The organism is Amycolatopsis sp. NPDC104775, from assembly GCF_055583325.1.
The window spans coordinates 205,385-225,846 of the sequence record NZ_JBVJOE010000008.1; the positions used below are offsets into that span (position 1 = coordinate 205,385).

At 68.1% G+C, this 20,462-nt stretch carries 18 protein-coding genes, 1 pseudogene and 1 riboswitch; of the genes and pseudogenes, 12 read left to right on the forward strand and 7 right to left on the reverse strand.

The window, feature by feature from the left end; translation table 11 throughout:
* The first annotated feature begins 407 nt into the window (after positions 1-407).
* The 5 genes and pseudogenes from ACZ63D_RS31510 to ACZ63D_RS31530 all read left to right on the forward strand — a co-directional run bounded on the left by ACZ63D_RS31510 (position 408) and on the right by ACZ63D_RS31530 (position 4,905).
* Positions 408-1,514 carry a PrsW family intramembrane metalloprotease gene (locus tag ACZ63D_RS31510; protein ID WP_465358181.1) on the forward strand — a complete coding sequence of 369 codons (1,107 nt, stop codon included), beginning with the start codon at positions 408-410 and terminating at the stop codon, positions 1,512-1,514.
* A gap of 247 nt (positions 1,515-1,761) precedes the next feature.
* A pseudogene (locus ACZ63D_RS31515) lies at positions 1,762-2,676 on the forward strand (Rossmann-like and DUF2520 domain-containing protein); the annotation flags it as partial.
* Entirely contained in the window at positions 2,673-3,581 is a 909-nt protein-coding gene (gene panC / locus ACZ63D_RS31520) for a pantoate--beta-alanine ligase (protein ID WP_465357993.1), read from the forward strand. The pseudogene ACZ63D_RS31515 and the gene panC, both read left to right, overlap by 4 nt.
* Positions 3,582-3,593: 12 nt before the next feature.
* On the forward strand, positions 3,594-4,088 hold the full coding sequence (panD, locus tag ACZ63D_RS31525) for an aspartate 1-decarboxylase (RefSeq protein WP_465357994.1): 495 nt from the start codon (positions 3,594-3,596) through the stop codon (positions 4,086-4,088).
* A 43-nt stretch (positions 4,089-4,131) separates the two neighbouring features.
* On the forward strand, positions 4,132-4,905 hold the full coding sequence (locus tag ACZ63D_RS31530) for a type III pantothenate kinase (RefSeq protein WP_465357995.1): 774 nt from the start codon (positions 4,132-4,134) through the stop codon (positions 4,903-4,905).
* On the opposite strand, the gene ACZ63D_RS31535 is transcribed toward ACZ63D_RS31530, so the two are convergent.
* Entirely contained in the window at positions 4,902-5,636 is a 735-nt protein-coding gene (locus ACZ63D_RS31535; RefSeq protein ID WP_465357996.1) for an SDR family oxidoreductase, read from the reverse strand. The two genes, ACZ63D_RS31530 and ACZ63D_RS31535, sit on opposite strands and share 4 nt — an antisense overlap.
* 88 nt (positions 5,637-5,724) lie before the next feature.
* Between ACZ63D_RS31535 and ACZ63D_RS31540 the strand changes: the two genes are divergently transcribed.
* The gene (locus tag ACZ63D_RS31540) at positions 5,725-6,579 is read left to right on the forward strand and encodes a sigma-70 family RNA polymerase sigma factor (RefSeq protein WP_465357997.1); all 855 of its coding nucleotides are present in this window, start codon (positions 5,725-5,727) and stop codon (positions 6,577-6,579) included.
* A 3-nt stretch (positions 6,580-6,582) separates the two neighbouring features.
* On the opposite strand, the gene ACZ63D_RS31545 is transcribed toward ACZ63D_RS31540, so the two are convergent.
* Together ACZ63D_RS31545 and ACZ63D_RS31550 are read right to left on the reverse strand one after the other, a co-directional pair.
* Positions 6,583-6,897: a DMT family transporter gene (locus ACZ63D_RS31545; protein WP_037808251.1), complete on the reverse strand. Its 315-nt coding sequence runs from the start codon at positions 6,895-6,897 to the stop codon at positions 6,583-6,585.
* A 32-nt stretch (positions 6,898-6,929) separates the two neighbouring features.
* Positions 6,930-6,992: riboswitch (guanidine-III (ykkC-III) riboswitch) on the reverse strand.
* Positions 6,993-7,042: 50 nt separating this feature from the next.
* Positions 7,043-7,822, reverse strand: coding sequence for a class I SAM-dependent methyltransferase (locus ACZ63D_RS31550; RefSeq protein ID WP_465357998.1), 780 nt, complete (start codon positions 7,820-7,822; stop codon positions 7,043-7,045).
* An 83-nt stretch (positions 7,823-7,905) separates the two neighbouring features.
* Here ACZ63D_RS31550 and lysS point away from each other — a divergent pair, with 83 nt between their 5' ends.
* Both lysS and ACZ63D_RS31560 read left to right on the forward strand, forming a co-directional pair.
* Positions 7,906-9,414, forward strand: a complete 1,509-nt coding sequence (lysS, locus tag ACZ63D_RS31555) for a lysine--tRNA ligase (RefSeq protein WP_465357999.1) — start codon at positions 7,906-7,908, stop codon at positions 9,412-9,414.
* A 162-nt stretch (positions 9,415-9,576) separates the two neighbouring features.
* Positions 9,577-9,930, forward strand: coding sequence for a histone-like nucleoid-structuring protein Lsr2 (locus ACZ63D_RS31560; protein ID WP_009084272.1), 354 nt, complete (start codon positions 9,577-9,579; stop codon positions 9,928-9,930).
* A 120-nt stretch (positions 9,931-10,050) separates the two neighbouring features.
* Here ACZ63D_RS31560 and ACZ63D_RS31565 read toward each other — a convergent pair whose 3' ends face one another.
* Positions 10,051-10,878 (reverse strand): AraC family transcriptional regulator, encoded by an 828-nt coding sequence (locus ACZ63D_RS31565; RefSeq protein WP_465358000.1) that lies wholly within the window; start codon positions 10,876-10,878, stop codon positions 10,051-10,053.
* A 67-nt stretch (positions 10,879-10,945) separates the two neighbouring features.
* Between ACZ63D_RS31565 and ACZ63D_RS31570 the strand changes: the two genes are divergently transcribed.
* A complete protein-coding gene (locus ACZ63D_RS31570) occupies positions 10,946-11,515 on the forward strand; it encodes a TIGR03086 family metal-binding protein (RefSeq protein ID WP_465358001.1) in 570 nt (189 codons plus the stop codon).
* A gap of 18 nt (positions 11,516-11,533) precedes the next feature.
* Here ACZ63D_RS31570 and ACZ63D_RS31575 read toward each other — a convergent pair whose 3' ends face one another.
* Positions 11,534-12,346, reverse strand: a complete 813-nt coding sequence (locus ACZ63D_RS31575; protein ID WP_465358002.1) for a (2Fe-2S)-binding protein — start codon at positions 12,344-12,346, stop codon at positions 11,534-11,536.
* A gap of 362 nt (positions 12,347-12,708) precedes the next feature.
* Here ACZ63D_RS31575 and ACZ63D_RS31580 point away from each other — a divergent pair, with 362 nt between their 5' ends.
* From ACZ63D_RS31580 to ACZ63D_RS31590, 3 genes are all read left to right on the forward strand, one after another.
* Entirely contained in the window at positions 12,709-15,258 is a 2,550-nt protein-coding gene (locus ACZ63D_RS31580; protein ID WP_465358003.1) for an ATP-dependent Clp protease ATP-binding subunit, read from the forward strand.
* Between the two features lie 64 nt (positions 15,259-15,322).
* Positions 15,323-16,312, forward strand: a complete 990-nt coding sequence (locus tag ACZ63D_RS31585; protein WP_465358004.1) for a hypothetical protein — start codon at positions 15,323-15,325, stop codon at positions 16,310-16,312.
* A 173-nt stretch (positions 16,313-16,485) separates the two neighbouring features.
* A complete protein-coding gene (locus ACZ63D_RS31590) occupies positions 16,486-18,270 on the forward strand; it encodes an Hsp70 family protein (RefSeq protein ID WP_465358005.1) in 1,785 nt (594 codons plus the stop codon).
* A 3-nt stretch (positions 18,271-18,273) separates the two neighbouring features.
* Here the strand turns inward: ACZ63D_RS31590 and pcp are convergent, their stop codons facing one another.
* Positions 18,274-18,879, reverse strand: coding sequence for a pyroglutamyl-peptidase I (gene pcp / locus ACZ63D_RS31595; protein WP_465358006.1), 606 nt, complete (start codon positions 18,877-18,879; stop codon positions 18,274-18,276).
* On the reverse strand, positions 18,876-20,321 hold the full coding sequence (locus ACZ63D_RS31600) for a M1 family metallopeptidase (RefSeq protein ID WP_465358007.1): 1,446 nt from the start codon (positions 20,319-20,321) through the stop codon (positions 18,876-18,878). The genes pcp and ACZ63D_RS31600 overlap by 4 nt, the downstream gene beginning before the upstream one ends.
* Between the last annotated feature and the right edge of the window lie 141 nt (positions 20,322-20,462).

Consider the following 20,462-nt stretch of genomic DNA (forward strand, 5'->3'; position numbering starts at 1 on the left):
CCCACATGGGGTCGGTGGGCGAGGCGCGCGGTGCTCCTACGGGACCACCCACCCCCCCCCCCCCCCCCCCCCCCCCCCCCCCCGCGTTTTTGGCTTCGTATCGGGGAGCGGGGGAGTGTGGGTGCCTTGGTGAGTTGGGTGCGTGGGCTGCGGTTTGGGGGTGGGGCTAGCGCCCCAATGTGGCAGTGGGGCGCATCCTGGCTCTGGGGTGTGAGGGTGGTCCTCCCGGAACAAAGGGTGCGGTGCTAGGGATGAGTGTCACAGCGGTATCCCGCAGAGGGCTGAACACGGGGCGTCCAACCGGCATCGCCGATGGGCCCTGCGTAGGGTGACCGGCTGTGAACGGCACCCTTTCCGCCACGTCGCCGGGTTCTGCGTCCACGGCCTCTCGTTCGCGGCATGTCACCGTGCTCCTTCCGGTGCTCGGGTTGATCGTCGTGGCGTTGTGCGGGCTTTTCCTCTTCGGGCTCGCGACTGCGCGGGTGGGGTGGCTGGCGGTCGCGATTGGGGTGATCGCCGCGCTCGTTCCGGTGGGGGTGGTGGTCGCCGGGTTGCTCTGGGTTGATCGCTGGGAACCAGAGCCGGCGAAGCTGCTTCTGATCGCTTTCGCTTGGGGTGCCTGCATTGCGACCGTTACCGCGCTGTTGATCAACACTGGCGCAGAGGCGTTCGGTGACCTGCTTCTCGGTGGCGGCAATGGCAGCAAGATCAGCACGCTCGTCTCCGCGCCGCTGGTGGAGGAGGCCGCGAAGGGCGTTTTCGTCCTGTTGATCTTCTGGCGGCGCAACGAGGAATTCGACGGGATCGTCGACGGCGTCGTCTACGCGGGGTTCGCCGCCGCTGGGTTCGCCTTCACCGAGAACATCTATTACTTCGGCCGCGCCTTCGCTGACCACGGCTTCGGCAACGGCACCAGCTCCGGGGTGCTGGCCGCGTTCCTCGTGCGTGGCGTGCTTTCGCCGTTCACGCATCCGTTGTTCACCGCGATGACCGGCATCGGGTTCGGCATCGCCGCTCGCTACGCGCAGCGGTGGGTGCGGATTCTCGCGCCGCTGGCCGGGTATCTCGCCGCGGTCGTGCTGCACGCGCTCTGGAACGCGGCGGCCACGCTCAACGGCGGGAAGTCCTTCCTCACGCTGTATTTCCTGGTGATTTTGCCGCTGCTGATCGCCGCGATCTACGTGATCGTGCTGCAGCGGCGGCGGGAACAGCGGATCGTCGCCGCCGCTTTGCCGAAGATGGCGGCCGCGCGGTGGATCGCGCCGTCGGAGGTCGATCTGCTCGCCAGTCTCTCCGGGCGGCGGGAATGGCGGAAGCAGGCGCGCAGGCAATCCGGGCGGGCGGCGGCCCGTGCGGTGGGGCGATATCAGGCGAGCGTGACTGAGCTCGCATTCCTGCGCCGCACCCGGCTGCGCACCGAGCAGGACCGGAAGCGGCAGGAAGAGTTGCTGCAGGCACTGCGGGACGCGCGCGCGGATGCGGTGCGATTGGCCAACAATCGCGACAGTCGGTGAACATTCCCCGTCCGGGGTAGCTCTACCGTGCCAAAAGTGGCGTTCCACCGGGGGATTCGCGCTCCCGGCGAACGGCAGAAGCCGAACGCCAATAAGGTACGGGCGCGATGGGACGCCCCGGGTGAAGCTGGTCACCCAGACACCGCGATCCGGCCGGGTCGGGGCTACTCTCGCGCCGTCGTCTGGTACCCGCGACGAAAGAGCGGGACTGGAACGAACATGAGGAGTTTCGAGCCATGAGCGTCCACAGGCGCACGCCATGAACCGGCCGGCCCGGCTTGCCGTGGGCGTCGTTTCCGCCGGCCGCGTGGGCAGTGTCCTCGGTGCGGCATTGGCCAGGGCGGGCCACACCGTCGTCGCCGCGTCGGGGCTGTCCGCGGCTTCGCTGAACCGCGCGGAACGGCTGCTGCCCGGGGTTCCCTTGCTGCCGCCCGACGAAGTCGTGCGCAGAGCTGATCTCGTCCTTCTCGCCTTGCCGGACGACGCGCTCGCCGGCACCGTCCGTGGCCTGGTCGCTACGAATTCGGTACGGGCGGGCCAGATCGTGGTGCACACCTCGGGAGCGCACGGCATCGACGTGCTGGCCCCGGTCGCGGAAGCCGGTGCGCTGCCGCTCGCGCTGCACCCGGTGCTCACCTTCACCGGCCGCGAGGAAGACCTGGAACGTCTTGTCGCGGCGAGCATCGGCGTCACCGCGGCACCGGACGACGACGCGGCGTGGAACGTCGGCGAGGCGCTCGCGGTCGAGATGGGCGCCGAGCCGGTGCGGGTCCCCGAATCCGCGCGGGCGCTGTATCACGCGGCGCTGGCGCACGGCGCGAATCACCTGATGACGCTGGTCGCCGACTGCACCGAAATCCTGCGCGGGGCCGGAATCGGACAACCGGAACGACTCGTCGCACCGCTGCTTTCGGCGGCATTGGACAATGTCCTTCGCCACGGGGACCGCGCCCTCACCGGGCCGGTCCCGCGTGGTGATCTCGGCACCGTCCGCAAGCACCTCGCCGTGCTGACGGACCGGGCGCCGCAGATCGCCCCGGCCTACCGGGCGCTGGCCCGGCGCACGGCCGAACGGTCCCGCGCCGCCGGCCTGCTCGATCCCGCGGCCGCGGGCGAACTGACCGATCTTCTCGCCGACCCCGCCGAAGGACAGACCCCGTGACGACACCGAAATTCCAGCGCGGAACGCTCAACACGTTCCAGCCGCCGGAGCACATCAGCAAGGTGAGCCAGGCGCTGCGCAGCGTCGGCCGGAAGGTCGCGCTCGTGCCCACCATGGGCGCGCTGCACGACGGCCACCGCGAACTGCTGCGCCGCGCGAAGCGGCTGCCGAACACCGTCGTCGCCGCGTCGATCTTCGTGAACCCGTTGCAGTTCGGCGAGGGCGAAGACTTCGAGGCGTACCCGCGTCAGCTCGAAGCCGACTTGGCGACCTTGTCCGAAGCAGGCGTCGAACTGGCTTTCACGCCGAAGGCCTCGGACCTGTACACGGAAAACGCGACGGTCACCGTGCATCCCGGCCCGCTCGGCGACGAGCTCGAGGGGGCCGTGCGGCCCGGGCATTTCGCCGGGGTGCTGACGGTCGTCGCGAAGCTGTTCAACCTGCTGCGCCCGGATTACGCGTTCTTCGGGGAGAAGGACTATCAGCAGCTGGTGCTGATCAAGCGGATGGTGGCGGACCTGAACATCGACACCCGCGTCATCGGGGTGCCGACGGTCCGGGAGCGGGACGGCCTCGCGCTGTCCTCGCGCAACGTCTACCTGACGCCGGAACAACGGGAAGACGCCGTGGTGCTTTCGTCCGCGTTGTCGGCCGGGGCGCACGTCGGGCGGGACGGAGCGGAGGCCGTGCTGGACATGGCGCGGAAGACGCTCGCGGCCCGTCCCCAGGTGGAAGTGGATTACCTGGAATTGAGGGGAACCGATTTGGGGCCGGCGCCCGTCGACGGAGAGGCGCGGTTGCTGGTCGCCGCCCGGGTGGGGAGTACCCGGCTGATCGACAACGCGGGAGTGCTGCTCGGAAAAGCCGTGGAACATCCGAGCGGGGATCCGGACGCAGGGGAATAGGGAGAGTCCACGATGTATCGCACGATGCTGAAATCGAAAATCCACCGGGCCACGGTGACCCAGGCCGACCTGCACTACGTGGGTTCGGTCACGGTCGACGAGGACCTGATGGAGGCCGCCGATCTGCTCGAGGGCGAGCAGGTGTCCATTGTGGATGTCACGAACGGCGCGCGGCTGGAAACCTATGTCATCACCGGCGAACGCGGCAGCGGCGTGCTCGGCATCAACGGTGCCGCGGCGCATCTGGTGCACCCGGGCGACCTGGTGATCCTGATCGCCTACGGCCAGATGGACGACGCCGAGGCGCGCGCCTACCGGCCGCGAGTGATCTTTGTGGACGATTACAACCGGATCGTCGAACGCGGGCACGACCCGGCGCACGCACCGGAGGGATCGGGCCTGCTGAGCGGCACGGTCACACTGCCCGAAGAGGACACGATGACCTTCCCGGTGGCCGAAACCGCGGACGCGCGCCGTCTCGACGCGTTGCTGCACGCCGAAAACTGACCCGTACCGGCGGCGGTCGCGAGCCGCAGTAAGGAAGACCTCGTTGCTGCTCACTGTCGACGTCGGCAACACCAACATCGTGCTCGGCCTCTACGACGGGGCCGAACTGATCGGTGACTGGCGGATGCGCACCGACGCGCGGATGACCGCGGACGAACTCGCGCTCACCGTGCGCGGACTGCTCGGTCCGCACGCCGACGCGGTCACCGGAATCAGCGCGCTGTCCACGGTTCCCGCGGTGCTGCGGGAATTGCGGGTGATGCTCGCCCGCTATTACGCCCGGGTGCCGAAGATCGTGGTCGAGCCCGGCGTGCGCACCGGTGTCGCGCTGCTGGTGGACAATCCGAAGGAAGTCGGCGCGGACCGGCTCGTGAACACCCTTGCCGCGCACCATTTGCACGCCACCGCGTGCGTGGTGGTCGATTTCGGCACCTCCACGAACGTCGACGCGATCTCGGCCGGGGGTGAATTCCTCGGCGGGGCGTTCGCCCCGGGCATCGAGATCTCGGTCGACGCGCTCGCCGCCCGCGCGGCCGCGCTGCGAAAGGTGGAACTCGTCCCGCCGCGTTCGGTGATCGGCAAGAACACCGTGGAATGCCTGCAGTCCGGCATTCTGTACGGCTTCGCGGGCCAGGTCGACGGGCTCGTCCGGCGGATCGTGCGCGAATTGCAGCACGACAGTTCAGAACCGGTCACGGTGATCGCCACCGGCGGACTCGCCCCGCTGGTGCTCGGCGAATCCGAGACGATCAAGGAGCACGTGCCGGACCTGACGCTGCTCGGCCTGCGGCTGGTGTTCGAACGGAACGCGCGTTAGCCGAACTGCTCAGCGAGGTAATCCTCGAAAGTGCGGGTGCCGGTGTCCGCGTCGAGGTTGAGGTTGCCGTTCGCGCGGTAGACCTTTCCGGCCGCACCGGGAATCCGCAGCGGCATTTTCGCCCGCCGCCGCCCGCTGGCCCGCAAATACTTCTCGACCAGCTCGCCCATGCCGTACACCTTGGGCCCGGCCAGATCCCGCACCCGCCCGGCCGGGTCGCCAAGTGCCAGCCGCGCGATCCGTTCGGCCACATCCCGGGCGTCGACCGGCTGGAAATTGACCCCGGGAACCGGAACGATCGGCAATTTCGCCACTGCCCGCACGGCGTTGAGGCAGAAGCCGTGGAACTGGGCCGCCCGAAGGATGGTCGAGGGCACGGCTGCCTCCGCGACGATTTTTTCGGCTTCGTGCTTGCGGCGGAAGTAACCCAGCGGCACCGCGTCCGCGGCGATCACCGAAATGAAAACCAGGTGACCGACTCCGGCGCGTTCGGCGGCGCGGACCAGATTCGCCGTCGCCACGTCGTCGCCCTTCGGGCCTCCGGCCAGGTGCACGACCACGCCGGCTCCGTCGATCGCGGGAGCCAGGCCCTCGCCGGTCATCAGGTCGCAGGCGAACCGGTCGGGGCCGTTCGCATTGCGGCTGAGGATGCGGACCTTCGCGTCGCCGAGCGCGGGCACGACCAGCTTGCCGAGGGTTCCGGTGCCGCCGGTGACCAAGATCGTCGTCATGACAATTCCTTCCGGGTAAGGTGCTGCTGGGCTTGGGCACTGGGGGTGTCCTACTGGGATGAACCCGCCCGTGAAGGAGATGTGACAGGTGGATGAGAGGAACCTGCTCGCGGCCCAATTCGAGGAGCAGCGTCCACGGCTTCGCGGGGTCGCCTATCGCATGCTCGGGTCGCTGAGCGAAGCCGACGACGCGGTGCAGGAAGCCTGGCTGCGCGTTGACAGCGCGGACATTTCCGAAGTGCAGAATTTGCCTGCTTGGCTCACCACAGTGGTGGCGCGGGTGTGTCTCAATCTGCTGCGCACCCGCGAACGCCGCCGGGAGGACTCGCTGGACGCGTTTCCGCTCGATCGCGGCGACGACGGCCTGGATCTCGCCGAAGAAGCCCAGTTGGCCGATTCCGTCGGGCTGGCGATGCTGGTAGTGCTCGACGTCCTCGGTCCGGCCGAGCGAATCGCGTTCGTGCTGCACGACATGTTCGCCGTGCCGTTCGAGGACATCGCGGAAATCCTGGACCGCAGCCCGGCGGCTGTGCGCCAGTTGGCCAGCCGGGCTCGTCGCCGGGTGCGTGGCGGAGAAGCCGGTCCAGCGGACGCGAGCAAGCGGCGCGGCGCTGTCGAGGCGTATCTGGCCGCGGCTCGCGAGGGAGACTTCGCGGGACTGTTGAAAGTGCTCGACCCCGACGTCGTGCTGCACGCGGATACCGGAGCGGCACCGGTGGTGCTGCGCGGGGTCCGAGCGGTCAGCAAGGGCGCACTGCTCGCTTCGGAACTCGCGCGCAGCACGCAGGTCGCCTTGGTCGACGGCGTTCCCGGCCTGGTGCTCGCCCCGCGCGGCCGGCTCGCCGTGGTCCTCAAGTTCGTTTTCGACGGCGATCTGATCAGCGGAATCGACGTGATTTCCGCGCCGGAGCGGCTGCGCGGGCTGGAGATCGCGCTCGGGTGAAAATCAGTGGAACAGTTTCAGCCCGACGACCCCGGCGACAATCAGCACGAGACAGGTGATCCGGCCGACGGTGAGCGGATCGTTCATCGCGACGATGCCGTACACCGCGGTCCCCACCGCGCCGATGCCGACCCATACCGCGTAACCGGTGCCGAGCGGAATTTCGCGCAAGGAATAGGCGAGGCCGGACATGCTGAGCAGCAGCGCGCCGCCGAACAACACGCTCGGCCAGAGCCTGCTGAAGCCTTTCGAGGCACCGAGCGCCGCGGCCCACACGGTTTCGAGAAATCCGGAAACGACAAGAACGAGCCAGGCCATGATCGAGAACCTTTCGCAGTGACGGATAGTCCACTGCGCCGTCTTGTCGTCACCGGGTACGACGCGCTCGTCCGGGGCGGGAGCACCGCCGCTTCCGAAATTAGCACGCGACTGCCGCGCCGAGATGGTGATATGCCTCGCCCGCTCAGCTCCGGCGAGCCCGCAGAACCGTCGTGACCAGTGGATAGTCGAATTCGCCCGTTGCCGTCTCCGGAACGGATTCCAGGTGCGCCCTGGCTCGCGCGAGCAGCTGGTCGCGGTCGGGCGCGGAGGCGATCAGCAGATGCGAATGCGTCGCCACGGTCGCCAGCAGCGAATCGATCGAGCGCCGGTGAACGTGGGCGAACCTGTCCTGTTCGAACGGGCCGAAGCCGTCCGCACGCAGCGTTTGCTCCCCGTCGGCGAACCCCCGGCTGATGCCCGTGCGGACGAGCCGGGCGAATTCACGCACCCACGGCACGGATTCGTCGTCGTGATTCCACAGCGCCACCACGACCCCTCCCGGCCGCAGCACCCGGCGGATCTGCGCGAACGCCGGCGCTAAATCGAACCAGTGCAGAGCCTGGCCGACGAACACCGCGTCCGCCGATTCGTCCGGCAGCGGGATGTCCTCGGCCTTGCCGAGCAGCGCGGGAACGCCCGGCAGCAGCCGGGACAGTTCGGCGAGCATGCCCGGATCGGGTTCCACCGCGGTCACCGAGCGGCCGAGATCGGTCAGCCCCTCGGTGAGTTTTCCGGTGCCCGCCGCCAGGTCCAGCACGTCGCGTACCGGTCGGTGTGCTCCCGCCATTCCCCATTCGAGTGCGGCTCGGGGATAGTCCGGCCGGTGCCGGGCGTAGGCGCTCGCCTGGTCGCCGAACGAAGAAGCCCGCTGGGCGCGCAGTTCCGCTTCGGTGCCGGGATCATCGGTGCCGGGATCGCTCACGAGTAACCACCCTAATACCGTGAGTGCCCCGGAAGGGTAATCCGGTTGACGCGGTTCACCAGCGGCTTCGTACGCTATGGGCCATGACCGAATTCCCCGCGTCCGACGCACTGCCCGATGACGACCTGCCCGAACAGATGCGGGTGCGCCGGGACAAGCGCGACCGGATAATCGCGGAGGGCGCCGATCCTTACCCGGTAGAGGTTCCGCGTACGCACACTCTCGCGCAGATCCGTGCCGAACATTCCGGTCTCGAAGCCGACACCAGCACCGGTCAGTCGGTCGGCGTCACCGGTCGCGTCATGTTTCTCCGCAATACGGGCAAACTGTGTTTCGCCACTCTTCGTGAGGGAGACGGCACAGAACTGCAGGCGATGCTGAGTCTCGCGCAGGTCGGGGCCGAGTCTCTCGCCGCGTGGAAGTCCGACGTCGATCTCGGCGACCACGTATTCGTGCACGGCGAGGTGATCACCTCCAAGCGCGGCGAGCTTTCCGTGCTGGCCGACAGCTGGCAGATCGCGGCGAAGGCGTTGCGTCCGTTGCCGGTGGCGTTCAAGGAGCTGGCCGAGGAAACGCGAATCCGGCAGCGTTATGTCGATCTGATTATGCGGCCGAAGGCGCGCGACGTGGTGCGCACGCGCGCCGGGGTGATGCGTTCGCTGCGGGACTCGTTCCACCGCCGGGGATTCACCGAGGTCGAGACGCCGATGCTGCAGACGCTGCACGGCGGCGCCGCCGCCCGGCCGTTCGTCACGCATTCCAACGCCTTCGACCTCGATCTGTTCCTGCGCATCGCGCCGGAGCTGTATCTCAAGCGCTGCGTGGTCGGCGGGATCGAGAAGGTCTTCGAGATCAACCGGAACTTCCGCAACGAAGGCAGCGACTCCTCGCACTCGCCGGAGTTCGCGATGCTCGAGTACTACGAGGCGTACGCGACTTACGACACGAATGCCGTGATGACCCGCGAACTCATCCAGGAGGCCGCGGAGAGCGTGCTCGGCACCCAGGTCGTCACTCTTGCCGACGGAACCGAGTACGACCTTTCCGGCGAATGGACGACACTCGGCATGTACGAGTCGCTCTCGGAAGCGCTCGGCGAAGAAGTGACGCCGGATACTCCCGCCGAAGCGTTGCACAAGATCGCCGCGGCGCGCGAGATCGAGGTGGATCCCAAGCTCGCGCACGGCAAACTCGTCGAGGAACTGTGGGAACATCTCGTCGGCGACGGACTGTACGCGCCCACATTTGTCCGGGATTTCCCGCTCGAGACCTCTCCGCTCACCCGGCAGCACCGCAGCCGCGAAGGGGTGGCCGAGAAGTGGGACCTGTATGTGCGCGGTTTCGAACTCGCGACCGGGTACTCCGAGCTGGTGGATCCGGTCGTGGAACGGCAGCGGCTCACCGAACAGGCGCGGCTCGGCGCGGCGGGCGATAGCGAGGCGATGCGTCTCGACGAGGATTTCCTCCGTGCGCTTGAGTACGGAATGCCGCCGAGCGGCGGGGTCGGAATGGGGATCGACCGGCTGCTCATGGCACTGACCGGGCTCGGTATCCGCGAGACGATCCTCTTCCCGCTCGTACGGCCTGAATAGCTCGCCGCCCCGCCGCGCGGTCGGATTTTCTCAATGCGGATTTGCCTACGGCGGGGCAAGCGGGTATTAATATGGGTGTCAAAGACTTCTGTAGCTCGGGGCTTGCCCCGAAACCAGATCATGTAGCCAGATCATTCGGGTAAGCCCCGCAGGAGGAATCAGATGGCACAGAAGGTGCTGGTCTCTCTGGTCGACGACCTCGACGGCAGTGAGGCGGAAGAGACCGTTGAGTTCGGTTTGGACGGTGTGAGCTACCAGATCGACCTGTCGGGCGAAAACGCCGAGGAACTGCGCGACGCGCTCGCCCAGTATGTCGAGCACGCCCGTCGCGCGGGCGGCCGCAAGCGCGCGCCGCTGCGTCCGGTCGCCGGCGGCAAGTCCCCGGCCCGCCCGGCCGCGGTCGACCGCGAGCAGAACCAGGCGATTCGCGCGTGGGCCCGCAAGAACGGTTTCCAGGTTTCCGACCGCGGGCGCATCCCGTCGGAGGTCGTCGAGGCTTACCACAAGAAGAACTGACCGGGCATTTCCGGAACTCGCGGATGCGGTCCTCCGGTTAGCGAACCAGAGCCGCCACTTCGCGCAGCGCTCGTCAAACGGCCGTCGGGAACATTCCCGGCGGCCGTTTGACGTTCCGGATTAGTTTCCCGGCTTTGCGCCGTCCGGCGTGCCCGACATCAGCCGGCGAGCGCAGCGGGCGTACTCCGCGGGAGGGGCTCCGGTCACCGCGCGGAAATCGCGGATGAAGTGAGGTTGGTCGCTATAGCCCAGCCGAGTCGCCAGATCCGCGTAATCCGGTGCGGCCGGTGCGGCGAGCAACCGGGCGGCTTCGTTGAGCCGGTAAATCCGGATCGCCCACTTCGGCGTTGTTCCGACGTGCTCGGCGAACAACCGCTGCACCGCCCGGATCGACAGCCCGAGTGCCGCCGCCAGTTCCGAGACCTTGGTGATCTCCGGATCCGCGGCGATTGTTTCCACCGCCTCCGCGGCGGCCCGGGCGGCGCGGGGAATGGGACGAGAACGTGCGATCAGCAAGTTGTCGATTGCAGTGATCATTTCCTCGTCGGACCGCGCATTCCGGATGAATTTTTCCGCGGTCTCGGCTGCGGGCCCGAAGATCGCGGTCACGTCAACCGAACGGTCGGTGAGGGTGCGGACCGGGGCGTCGAGGAACGGGCGGAAACATCCGGGGCGGATCCGGGCCCCGATCCCGTGTACGCGTCCGGTGAGCCGGTGAGTGAAAAGGTCGTGCGCGGGACCGTAAACCCCGCGCGCTCCGGGGAAGAACGTCACGTGCACCGACAGGTTCGGCAGCACGCGCTGTTCGTAAGGTTCGGCCAGGTTCCAGCGCAGTATCCAGTGGTGTTCCACGAAATCGCGCAGTTCCGGCGCGGGCGGATGCCGGGTCAGGGTGAACTTGGTGTGAGCCGTTCGCTCGTTCAGGATGCCGCTCGGGATCCGCCGCATGGCTGAAAACAGTAGTGCGTCGCGTTATTTCAAGACGGCCGCGGCGTCGCGTGCTTGGCTCGGGCGCATGTCGAATCATTCCGGACTGCTCGCCCCGGCCGCCGCCGAACTGCGGCGCGTCGCGGCGGCCGCCCCGTCGCTGACCGCGCCCACGGCATGCGCTGGCTACGACGTTCGCGGCCTTCTCAACCACCTTCTCTACTGGGGCCCCTGGCTCACCGCCGCGATCCGGCACGAGCCCTACGAACCGCCCGCGCCGAGCGAAGCCGAAGCGGCTCTCGTCGGGGAAGACTGGCCGAAGTCCCTGGGCGTGATGCTCGACGACGTACTCGCCGCGCTCGCTCCGCCGGAGGCGTGGACCGGCACCGTCACCTTCGGTGGTTCGGAACTGCCCGCCGCGGTCGTCGGCGACATGGTGCTCGGCGAACTCGTGGTGCACGCTTGGGATCTCACGCGGGCGAGCGGCAACGAGCTGAACTGCTCGGACGAAGCCGCCGAAGTGGTGCTCGCGTTCGCGGTGGGGATGGGCGAAGAGGCGCGCAAGGGCGGTGTCTTCGGCCCGGAGGTCGCGGTGCCGGAAACCGCGCCGGTGCTGCACCGGGCGCTCGGCGCGACGGGGCGGAACCCGTACGCCTGAAATTTCACTCGATGGGGATCAACGGGGGCAGACGCGCGGACAGCTCTCGCATTCCGCCTCCCCGGGCAGGAGATAGGAGAAGCAGCAGCTCTCCCGGCGTCGCTCCCAAACCCGGTGGCCGTCGTCGTTGACTGCCATTCGCAAGGTGGACGCCGAGGTCAGCGGGCGGTACTGGGTGTCGAGCACCAGTGCGGCGTCCGCCACGCCAGCGCCTTCGGCCTCGGCTGTCCCGCCTTGCCGGCCAACCCGCCACAGCGCGCCGTCCAGCGCGTCTGTGGCGGCCGCCCAGAGCGTGCGGCGGCCGAGCCGGGTGCCGGGGGCGTAGGCGCGGACGAAGCGGGCAGCGTGGCCGATGAACTGCGCGCGCAGCACCGCGGCCAGGGCGCGTTCGTCGCGCACGACGGTGGCCTCCGGGCGGACGCCGCCCGGGTCAGTGGGCAGGCAGTAGAAGGTGTCGCTGAGCACGGCCATGCCCTCCGGATGCGGCCGATCGGGGCCGAGACCGAACGCGAGCTGCTCCGGTTTGAGCGACGGAACTCGGCGCTCGTGATGCAGCAGCAGCGCGCCCACGTACGCGGGGACGTACAGGTACCACGACAGCACGTAGCTGGCCGCGGTCCGCGCGGGTGCCGTGCCGTGCTGGTCGATGAGCCAGTTGGACAGCCGGGACCGCCACTCGGCGAACAGCTCGGGACGCTCCAGGAGGTCAGCGCAGCGAAACCAATCCCAAGGGACGTCGCGGCGCAGCTCGTGCCGGGCGCTGACGCGCAGCAGGGAGGACTCGAGGCCGTCTCCGACCTTACGGGCGTCGCGCGAGCGCTGCGGGTTCACTGGTCACCTCCCCGTATCATTAGGTGTGCCTAACCTTACAGGCGAGAGGAGATTGCGCCAATCGGGTGGCCAAGGGGTGAGACCACCCGGTCGCGCAGGGGTGTTCGCGCTGAGCGGACAGGGGTACCCGGGCGGAATCCTGATCCGGTCCCGTACGTTCGAGGAGGTGTAAAGGTGCAGCGCAGCCGGATGGACAGCGGTGACCGACCGGGTCGCCGCCCGGGTGCGAACGGGCTGCCCGGTTGCCGTAGTGGTACGCAAGCGCGACCGCTTGGCTACTAGAGTGGTCTCACGGTGCTGTCCGCCGCGGACGCGATCCGCGGAGGTTACGGGCCGCCGACGCAGCAGTCGAGGGAGTGCGCATGTTTGAGAGGTTCACCGACCGCGCGAGGCGGGTGGTCGTCCTGGCCCAAGAAGAGGCCCGGATGCTCAACCACAACTACATCGGCACCGAGCACATCCTTTTGGGTCTGATCCACGAGGGTGAGGGTGTCGCCGCCAAGGCGCTGGAGTCGCTGGGCATCGCCCTCGAGGGCGTGCGCCAGCAGGTCGAGGAGATCATCGGCCAGGGCCAGCAGGCTCCGAGCGGGCACATCCCGTTCACGCCGCGGGCGAAGAAGGTGCTGGAGCTGTCGCTGCGCGAGGCGCTGCAGCTCGGCCACAACTACATCGGCACCGAGCACATCCTGCTCGGGTTGATCCGCGAGGGCGAGGGCGTCGCCGCGCAGGTCCTCGTGAAGCTGGGCGCGGACCTGAACCGGGTCCGCCAGCAGGTGCTGCAGCTCCTGTCGGGCTACCAGACCGGCGAGAAGTCCACCGAGAGCGGTTCGGGCCGCGGCGAAGGCACGCCGTCGTCGTCGCTGGTGCTCGACCAGTTCGGCCGCAACATGACCGTGCTGGCCCGCGAGGGCAAGCTGGACCCGGTCATCGGGCGCGGCAAGGAGATCGAGCGGGTCATGCAGGTGCTGTCCCGCCGCACCAAGAACAACCCGGTGCTGATCGGCGAGCCGGGCGTCGGCAAGACCGCCGTCGTCGAGGGGCTGGCACAGAGCATCGTCAAGGGCGAGGTGCCCGAGACCCTCAAGGACAAGCAGCTCTACACCCTTGACCTGGGTTCGCTGGTCGCCGGCTCGCGCTACCGCGGTGATTTCGAAGAGCGCTTGAAGAAGGTGCTCAAGGAGATCAAGACCCGCGGCGACATCATCCTGTTCATCGACGAGCTGCACACGCTGGTCGGGGCGGGCGCGGCCGAGGGCGCGATCGACGCGGCCTCGATCTTGAAGCCGATGCTGGCCCGGGGCGAGCTGCAGACGATCGGCGCGACCACGCTCGAGGAGTACCGCAAGTACATCGAGAAGGACGCCGCGCTGGAGCGTCGTTTCCAGCCGATCCAGGTGGGCGAGCCGTCGCTCGAGCACACGATCGAGATCCTCAAGGGCCTGCGCGACCGGTACGAGGCGCACCACCGCGTCTCGATCACCGATTCGGCGCTGGTCGCGGCCGCCACGCTGGCCGACCGCTACATCAACGACCGGTTCCTGCCGGACAAGGCGATCGACCTGATCGACGAGGCCGGGGCCCGGATGCGCATCCGCCGGATGACCGCTCCGCCGGACCTGCGCGAGTTCGACGAGAAGATCGCCGACGTCCGCCGGGACAAGGAGTCCGCGATCGACGCGCAGGACTTCGAGCGGGCCGCGCGCCTTCGCGACGAGGAGAAGCAACTCCTCGGCCAGAAGGGCGAGCGGGAGAAGCAGTGGAAGGACGGCGACCTGGACGTCGTCGCCGAGGTGGACGACGAGCAGATCGCGGAGGTGCTGGCCAACTGGACCGGCATCCCGGTGTTCAAGCTCACCGAGGAGGAGACCACCCGGCTGCTGCGCATGGAGGACGAGCTCCACAAGCGCATCATCGGCCAGGAGGACGCGGTCAAGGCCGTCTCCCAGGCGATCCGCCGTACGCGTGCGGGTCTGAAAGACCCGAAGCGCCCGTCCGGTTCGTTCATCTTCGCCGGCCCGTCCGGCGTGGGTAAGACGGAGCTGTCGAAGGCGCTGGCGTCCTTCCTGTTCGGCGAGGACGACGCGCTCATCCAGATCGACATGGGCGAGTTCCACGACCGCTACACCGCTTCGCGGCTCTTCGGCGCCCCTCCGGGCTACGTCGGCTACGAAGAGGGCGGGCAGCTGACCGAGAAGGTGCGGCGCAAGCCGTTCTCGGTGGTGCTTTTCGACGAGATCGAAAAGGCGCACCAGGAGATCTACAACACCCTCCTGCAGGTGCTCGAAGACGGCCGCCTCACCGACGGCCAGGGCCGCACGGTCGACTTCAAGAACACCGTGCTGATCTTCACCTCGAACCTGGGCACCTCGGACATCTCGAAGTCCGTGAGCCTCGGCTTCTCTTCCGGGTCGGGCGCGACCGACCGCTACGAGAAGATGAAGCAGAAGGTCAACGAGGAAATGAAGAAACATTTCCGCCCGGAGTTCCTGAACCGGATCGACGACATCATCGTCTTCCACCAGCTCAACCAGGAACAGATCATCCAGATGGTGGATCTGATGATCGGCCGGGTCGAGACGCAGCTCAAGGCCAAGGACATGGAGATCGAGCTCACCGAGAAGGCGAAGGCGCTGCTGGCCAAGCGCGGCTTCGACCCGGTGCTCGGCGCCCGGCCGCTGCGTCGCACGATCCAGCGCGAGATCGAGGACCAGCTGTCGGAGAAGATCCTGTTCGGCGAGGTCGAGCCGGGTCAGATCATCGTGGTCGACGTCGAAGGCTGGAGCGGCAACCCGGAGGACCGCGACGACGAGGCGCACTTCACCTTCCGCGGGGAGAAGCGTCCGTCCTCGGTTCCCGACGCTCCGCCGGTGAGCATCGGCGCCGCGGAGAACGGCGAGTCCGAGAACGAGTGAATTAGGTAAGAAAAGGGCGGCTTCCCAGGTTGGGGAGCCGCCCTTTTTCTCTATTGTCGAGGTTATGGGGACTTCTTCGAGAATCTCGCGGCACGCCGCGGCGAGCACCGCCCTTTCGCTGTTGAGCGACCGCCAGCTCACTGAGCGGCTGGAGTCCGCCGAGGTGCTGTCCGAGGGAATCGGCGGCACCGGCGCGCGCCTGGACGTCGACGGGATTCCAGTGTTCGCGAAGCGGGTGCCGCTCACCGCGCTGGAGCGGCAGCATCCGCATTCCACGGCCAATCTCTATGGCCTGCCCGCCTTTTGCCATTACGGCCTGGGCTCACCGGAGGGCTCGGCGTGGCGGGAGCTGGCGCTGCACGTCATGGCGAACGGCTGGGTCCTCAGCGGCGAGTGCGAGAACTTCCCTCTGCTGCACCATTGGCGGGTGCTACCGGTCCGCTCGGGGCGGGTGCCGGACCGCCCGCTGGACGAGGACGTTGAGTACTGGGGAGGTTCGGCCGCGGTTCGCCGACGGCTTACGGAACTGCGGGATGCGGCGTCCAGCGTGGTGTTGTTTTGTGAGTATTTTCCGACCAATGTGCATCGTTGGCTGCCGGGACAGTTGCCGGAGGCTGGGCGGGTTGCCTCGGAGATCGCCGGGACGCTCTCGTTCCTTCGTGCGCAGGGGGTCTTGCACTTCGACAACCACTTCGAGAACTTCCTGACCGATGGCGACCGGTTTGTGCTGACTGACTTCGGTTTGGCGTTCGCGCGCCGGTTCGATCTGACTGCGGAAGAGGCGGAGTTCGCCGAGCTGAATGCGGGGCATGACCAGGCTTACGGGTCGATGTACCTGGTGAACTGGCTGGTGACCGAGGTGTGCGGAACTTGGGACCGGGAGAGCCGCTTGACCGCGGTCCGCCGCGCTGCTGCTGGGGAGCTTGAGCTGCCCTCGCCGATCGCCGAGGTGGTGGCTGAGCATGCCGCGGTGGCGGTGGAGATGAACGCGTTTTACGGGCGGCTGTTGGAGGACCGGGAGACACCGTTTCCGGCGGCGGTTTTCGCGGAGTAGGGCGTGGCTAGGCCCGTCGTGTATCTCGCCACCTGGCTCTACCCCGTCGAGGGTGCCCTGGCCGTCCGCTAGGTGATCAGTTCCGCGGCGGTGTGGGTCTCGTGGTCGGCGTCATGGTCTCTCCGCCTCTCTGCACGTGAGACGATGCCGTGGGGTTTGGGGAGGGGAACTGCGTGGACGTCCTGTCGATCGACTTCGGTACTTCCAGCACGGTCGGCGTCTTGGCGGCCTTCGGGCGCGGGCCGCGGGCTATCGAGGTGGACGGGTCGGTCACCATGTCTTCCGCGGTTTACGCGGAGGAGGACGGGCGGCTCGTCGTCGGGCAGGACGCGGAGCGGCGGGCTCGGCTGGATCCCAGCCGGTTCGAGCCGTATCCCAAGCGGCGGATCGACGATGGGGAGTTGCTGCTCGGCGATCGGGTGGTGCCGGTGGTCGACGCCTTCGCCGCGGTGCTGCGGCGGATGGGCGAGGAGGCCGAGCGGCAGCTTTCCGGGGTTCCGGACGAGGTGCGGTTGTCGCATCCGGCTGGGTGGGGTGCGCAGCGGCAGCAGACGCTTCGGGCGGCGGCGGGGAAGGCTGGGTTCGTCCAGGTGCGGCTGGTGCCGGAGCCGGTCGCGGCGGCGGCGCATTACGCGACTCTGCGCGAGCAAGGGGCTCCGAGCGGGCCGATCGCGGTGTACGACCTCGGTGCGGGCACGTTCGACTGCGCGGTTGTCGGCGCGGGTACCACGGTTCTGGCGGAGGACGGGTTGCCGGATCTCGGCAGTCTGGACATCGACCAGGCCTTGCTGGTCCACATTGGACGGTCGGTGTCCCATGCGGATCCGGCGCAGTGGCAACGGCTTCTCCGCCCGCAGACGACCAGTGACCGGCGGCTGCGGCGAGTTTTGCTCCAAGACGTCCGCGACGCCAAGGAAAGTCTTTCCCGGCACGCGCACACCGAGGTGCCGATGCCTGATCCGTTCGGCGACGTCCTCGTCACCCGGGCCGAGCTGGAAGCGCTGGTGCGGCCGAATCTGTTGCGCAGCACCGAAATGCTCGCGGAGACGATCGCGCGGGCCGGGCTTTCGCCGGATCGGCTCGGCGGGGTGTATCTGGTTGGCGGGCCCAGCCGGATGCCATTGCTGGCCGCACTGGTCGGGTCGAAGCTCGGGGTGGTGCCGACGACCGAGGACCAGCCGGAGACGGCGGTCGCGTTCGGGTTGCATCACGTTCCGGTGGACGAGCGTCCGGTGGTGCCGCAGCCGATGCCAGCACCAGCACCAGCGTCTTGGCCGCCCGTCCAGCAGCAGTTCGGCCCGGTTCAGCAGCCCGGCCTGGCTCAGCGGCCGCCAGCACCCCCGCCGCCGGGATGGCAGCAGCCGCCCAGGAAGAAGTCTCGCAAACCCGTCGTGATCGGCGCGATCGCCCTGGCCGTGCTCGTCGTCGCCGGGGTCGTGACCGCCGTCGTCGCCACGCGCGGCGACGACAAGCCCGCGGCGAATCAACCAGTCGCCCCGCCCGCCACCACGGCCTGCGCCAATTCACAACCCGCGTTGCCCGGCGAAAACGGCCTCACGAAGTGCATGCGCCGCTTGACCGGTCCGACCATCCAGACCCGCGCCACCTGCTCAGACGACCCGGAACTGGCGAAAGCCCTTGGCGCGCTGCGCACCGCGTTGTGCCGGTTCCCGGACAAGACCACCGTCGCGTTCCACGAGGGGCTCACTCTCGCCCAGGTCGAGCCGAGTGCGCGAAAGGACATGACCGGGCGCGTCGAGACCGACACCTGGCGTACCCGCACCGGGCTGAGCGGCCGGTACGTCGCTGGGGTCGGGCCGAAGCTGGGTCTGCTGATCTACCAGGCCGACGGCATTCCCGTGGTCGGCACGGTGATGGACACCAGCCCCTCGCACACGAGCCGCCGCCCGCGGGATTTGGTGCAGTTCTTCGAGCAGACCGTGCAGCCTGGCGAGTAAGGCTCAGTGCAGGGTGCCCGCCGAGGTCGTGACGTCCTGATGGACGGTCAGCGCGGTGTCCACCACGATCTCCAGTGCCCGTGCGGTCGAGTCCAGCGGCAGCTGGGCCTCGTCCGGAACGTGCACGAAACCGCCGCGCAGGCTGGGAAACTCGGTCGCGATCAGGTGCATCAGGCCGTAGAAGACCTGGTTGCACACGTAAGTCCCGGCGGTGTACGAGACCGCGGCGGGCAGGCCCGCCGACTCGATCGCCGCGACCGCCGCTTTCACCGGCAGAGTGGTGAAGTACGCGGACGGCCCACCCGCGACCACCGGCACGTCGACCGGTTGTGCGCCCGCGTTGTCCGGGATCCGGGCGTCGATCAGGTTGATCGCCACCCGTTCCGGCGTGACGTGTTCGCGTCCGCCAGCCAATCCAGCGCACACGACCAGTTCCGGCCGATGCGCGATGATCGCGGCACGCAGCGCTGGCAGCGACGCGTCGAACTCGCACGGCAGCTCTACCGCCACCGTGTCCGTCCGCCGCGCCGCTGCCAGCGAAGCTGCCTGCCAGGAGGGGTTCGTCGCCGCTCCGTCGAACGGCGCGAACCCCGTCAGCAGAACTGTCACTTGGCGGCCGGCTTCAAGTCGCCCGGGTAGAGATACTGGTCGGACGGCTTGCCGTTGCCGTAGATCCACGCGTCGAAGAAGCCCTGCAGGTCCATGCCGGACACCTTCTCACAGTACTTCTGGAAGTCCTGCATGCTGGCGTTTCCGTCGTGGTGCACGGTGTTCCACGTCTTGAGCATCTGGTCGAACGCGTCCTGTCCCATGTACTTGCTGAGCGCGTGCAGCATGACCGGGCCCTTGGAGTACACGTAGGTGAACTCGTGGCCGGGACCCATGTCGTACAGCTTGCCGTCCCAGAAAGCGTCGCTGGCCGACGCGACCTCGTTGAGGTACCGGCCGTCGAGGTCCTCGCCGTCCTTCTGCGCCCACAGCCAGGTCGCGTAGGACGCGAAGCATTCGTTGAGGCACACGTCCTTCCAGTGGTCGACGGCGACCGTGTCGCCCCACCACTGGTGCGCGTTCTCGTGCACGATCGTGCCGATGTTGCCCGCGCGGCCGGAGTAGATCGGCCGGCTCATCGTCTCGAGCGAGAAGCCGATCGGCTCGGTCAGGTAGATGCCGCCCGCGGCGTCCACCGGGTACTTGCCGAACTTCGATTCGAGGAAGTCGATGACCTCCGGCAGCTGCGCGTCGGCCTGCTTCGTGGCGTCGGTGGTGCCCGGTGCGTACGCGCTGACGATCGGGGTGCCGTCCGAACGCTGGCGCTTGTTGAAGGTCCACTTGTCGATCGCGACCGTGGTCATGTACGACGCGGTCGGGGTGTCCTCGGCCCAGACGTGCGTCGTGCCCGCCCGCGTCCGGTACTTGCCGACCTCGCGGCCGTTGGCGATCACGCCCCATTCGCTCGGCACGGTGATCGACAGCCGGAACTTCGCCTTGTTGCGCGGAGTGTCGTTGACCGGGTACCAGGTGGTGGCCGACCTTGGCTCACCCGCCGCGAACGCGCCGCCGGACCGGGTGAACTGCCAGCCGTTCTTGCCGAGGTTCGGGTCCTCGATCGCCACCGGAACGCCGTGGTAGGCGACCTCCGTGGTGAACGGCAGGCCCTTCCACAGCGGCGACTTCGGCGTGATCACGAGTTCGTGGTCGCCGGTGCGGGTGAATTTCGCGGGCACGCCGTTGACCCGGACCGCGTCGACGGTGAGGCCGCGGAGGTCGAGGTCGAACGAGCTGAGCGACTGGGTCGCCTTCGCGTGGACCGTCTGGACGCCGGCGAGCTGATGGGTGTCCGGAGCGTAGTTGACCTTGAGGTCGTAGTCGGAAACCTCGTACCCGCCGTTGCCGTCCTGCGGGTAGTAGCTGTCTCCGGCGCCGTCCGAACCGGGCGTTGGCTGATCCCAGCCGCCCGTTCCGGCCGAGGCGATCCCAGTGCCGAGCGTCATTGCGGTGAGGGTGGCTGCGACGGTCACTGCCGGGCGACGCCAGCGGTGCAGTGCTCTCATGGGCGCTCCTGTGTCTGCGGGTGAATCCTCCGCAACGTAGCGCCGGGAAGCCGGGCAGTAACCGCTTGGCGGCGGATTGTCCCGAAAGTCCACACTTACGTCGGGCTCCGACACGAGCCGGGTGTTGTCTGGAAAGCTGGA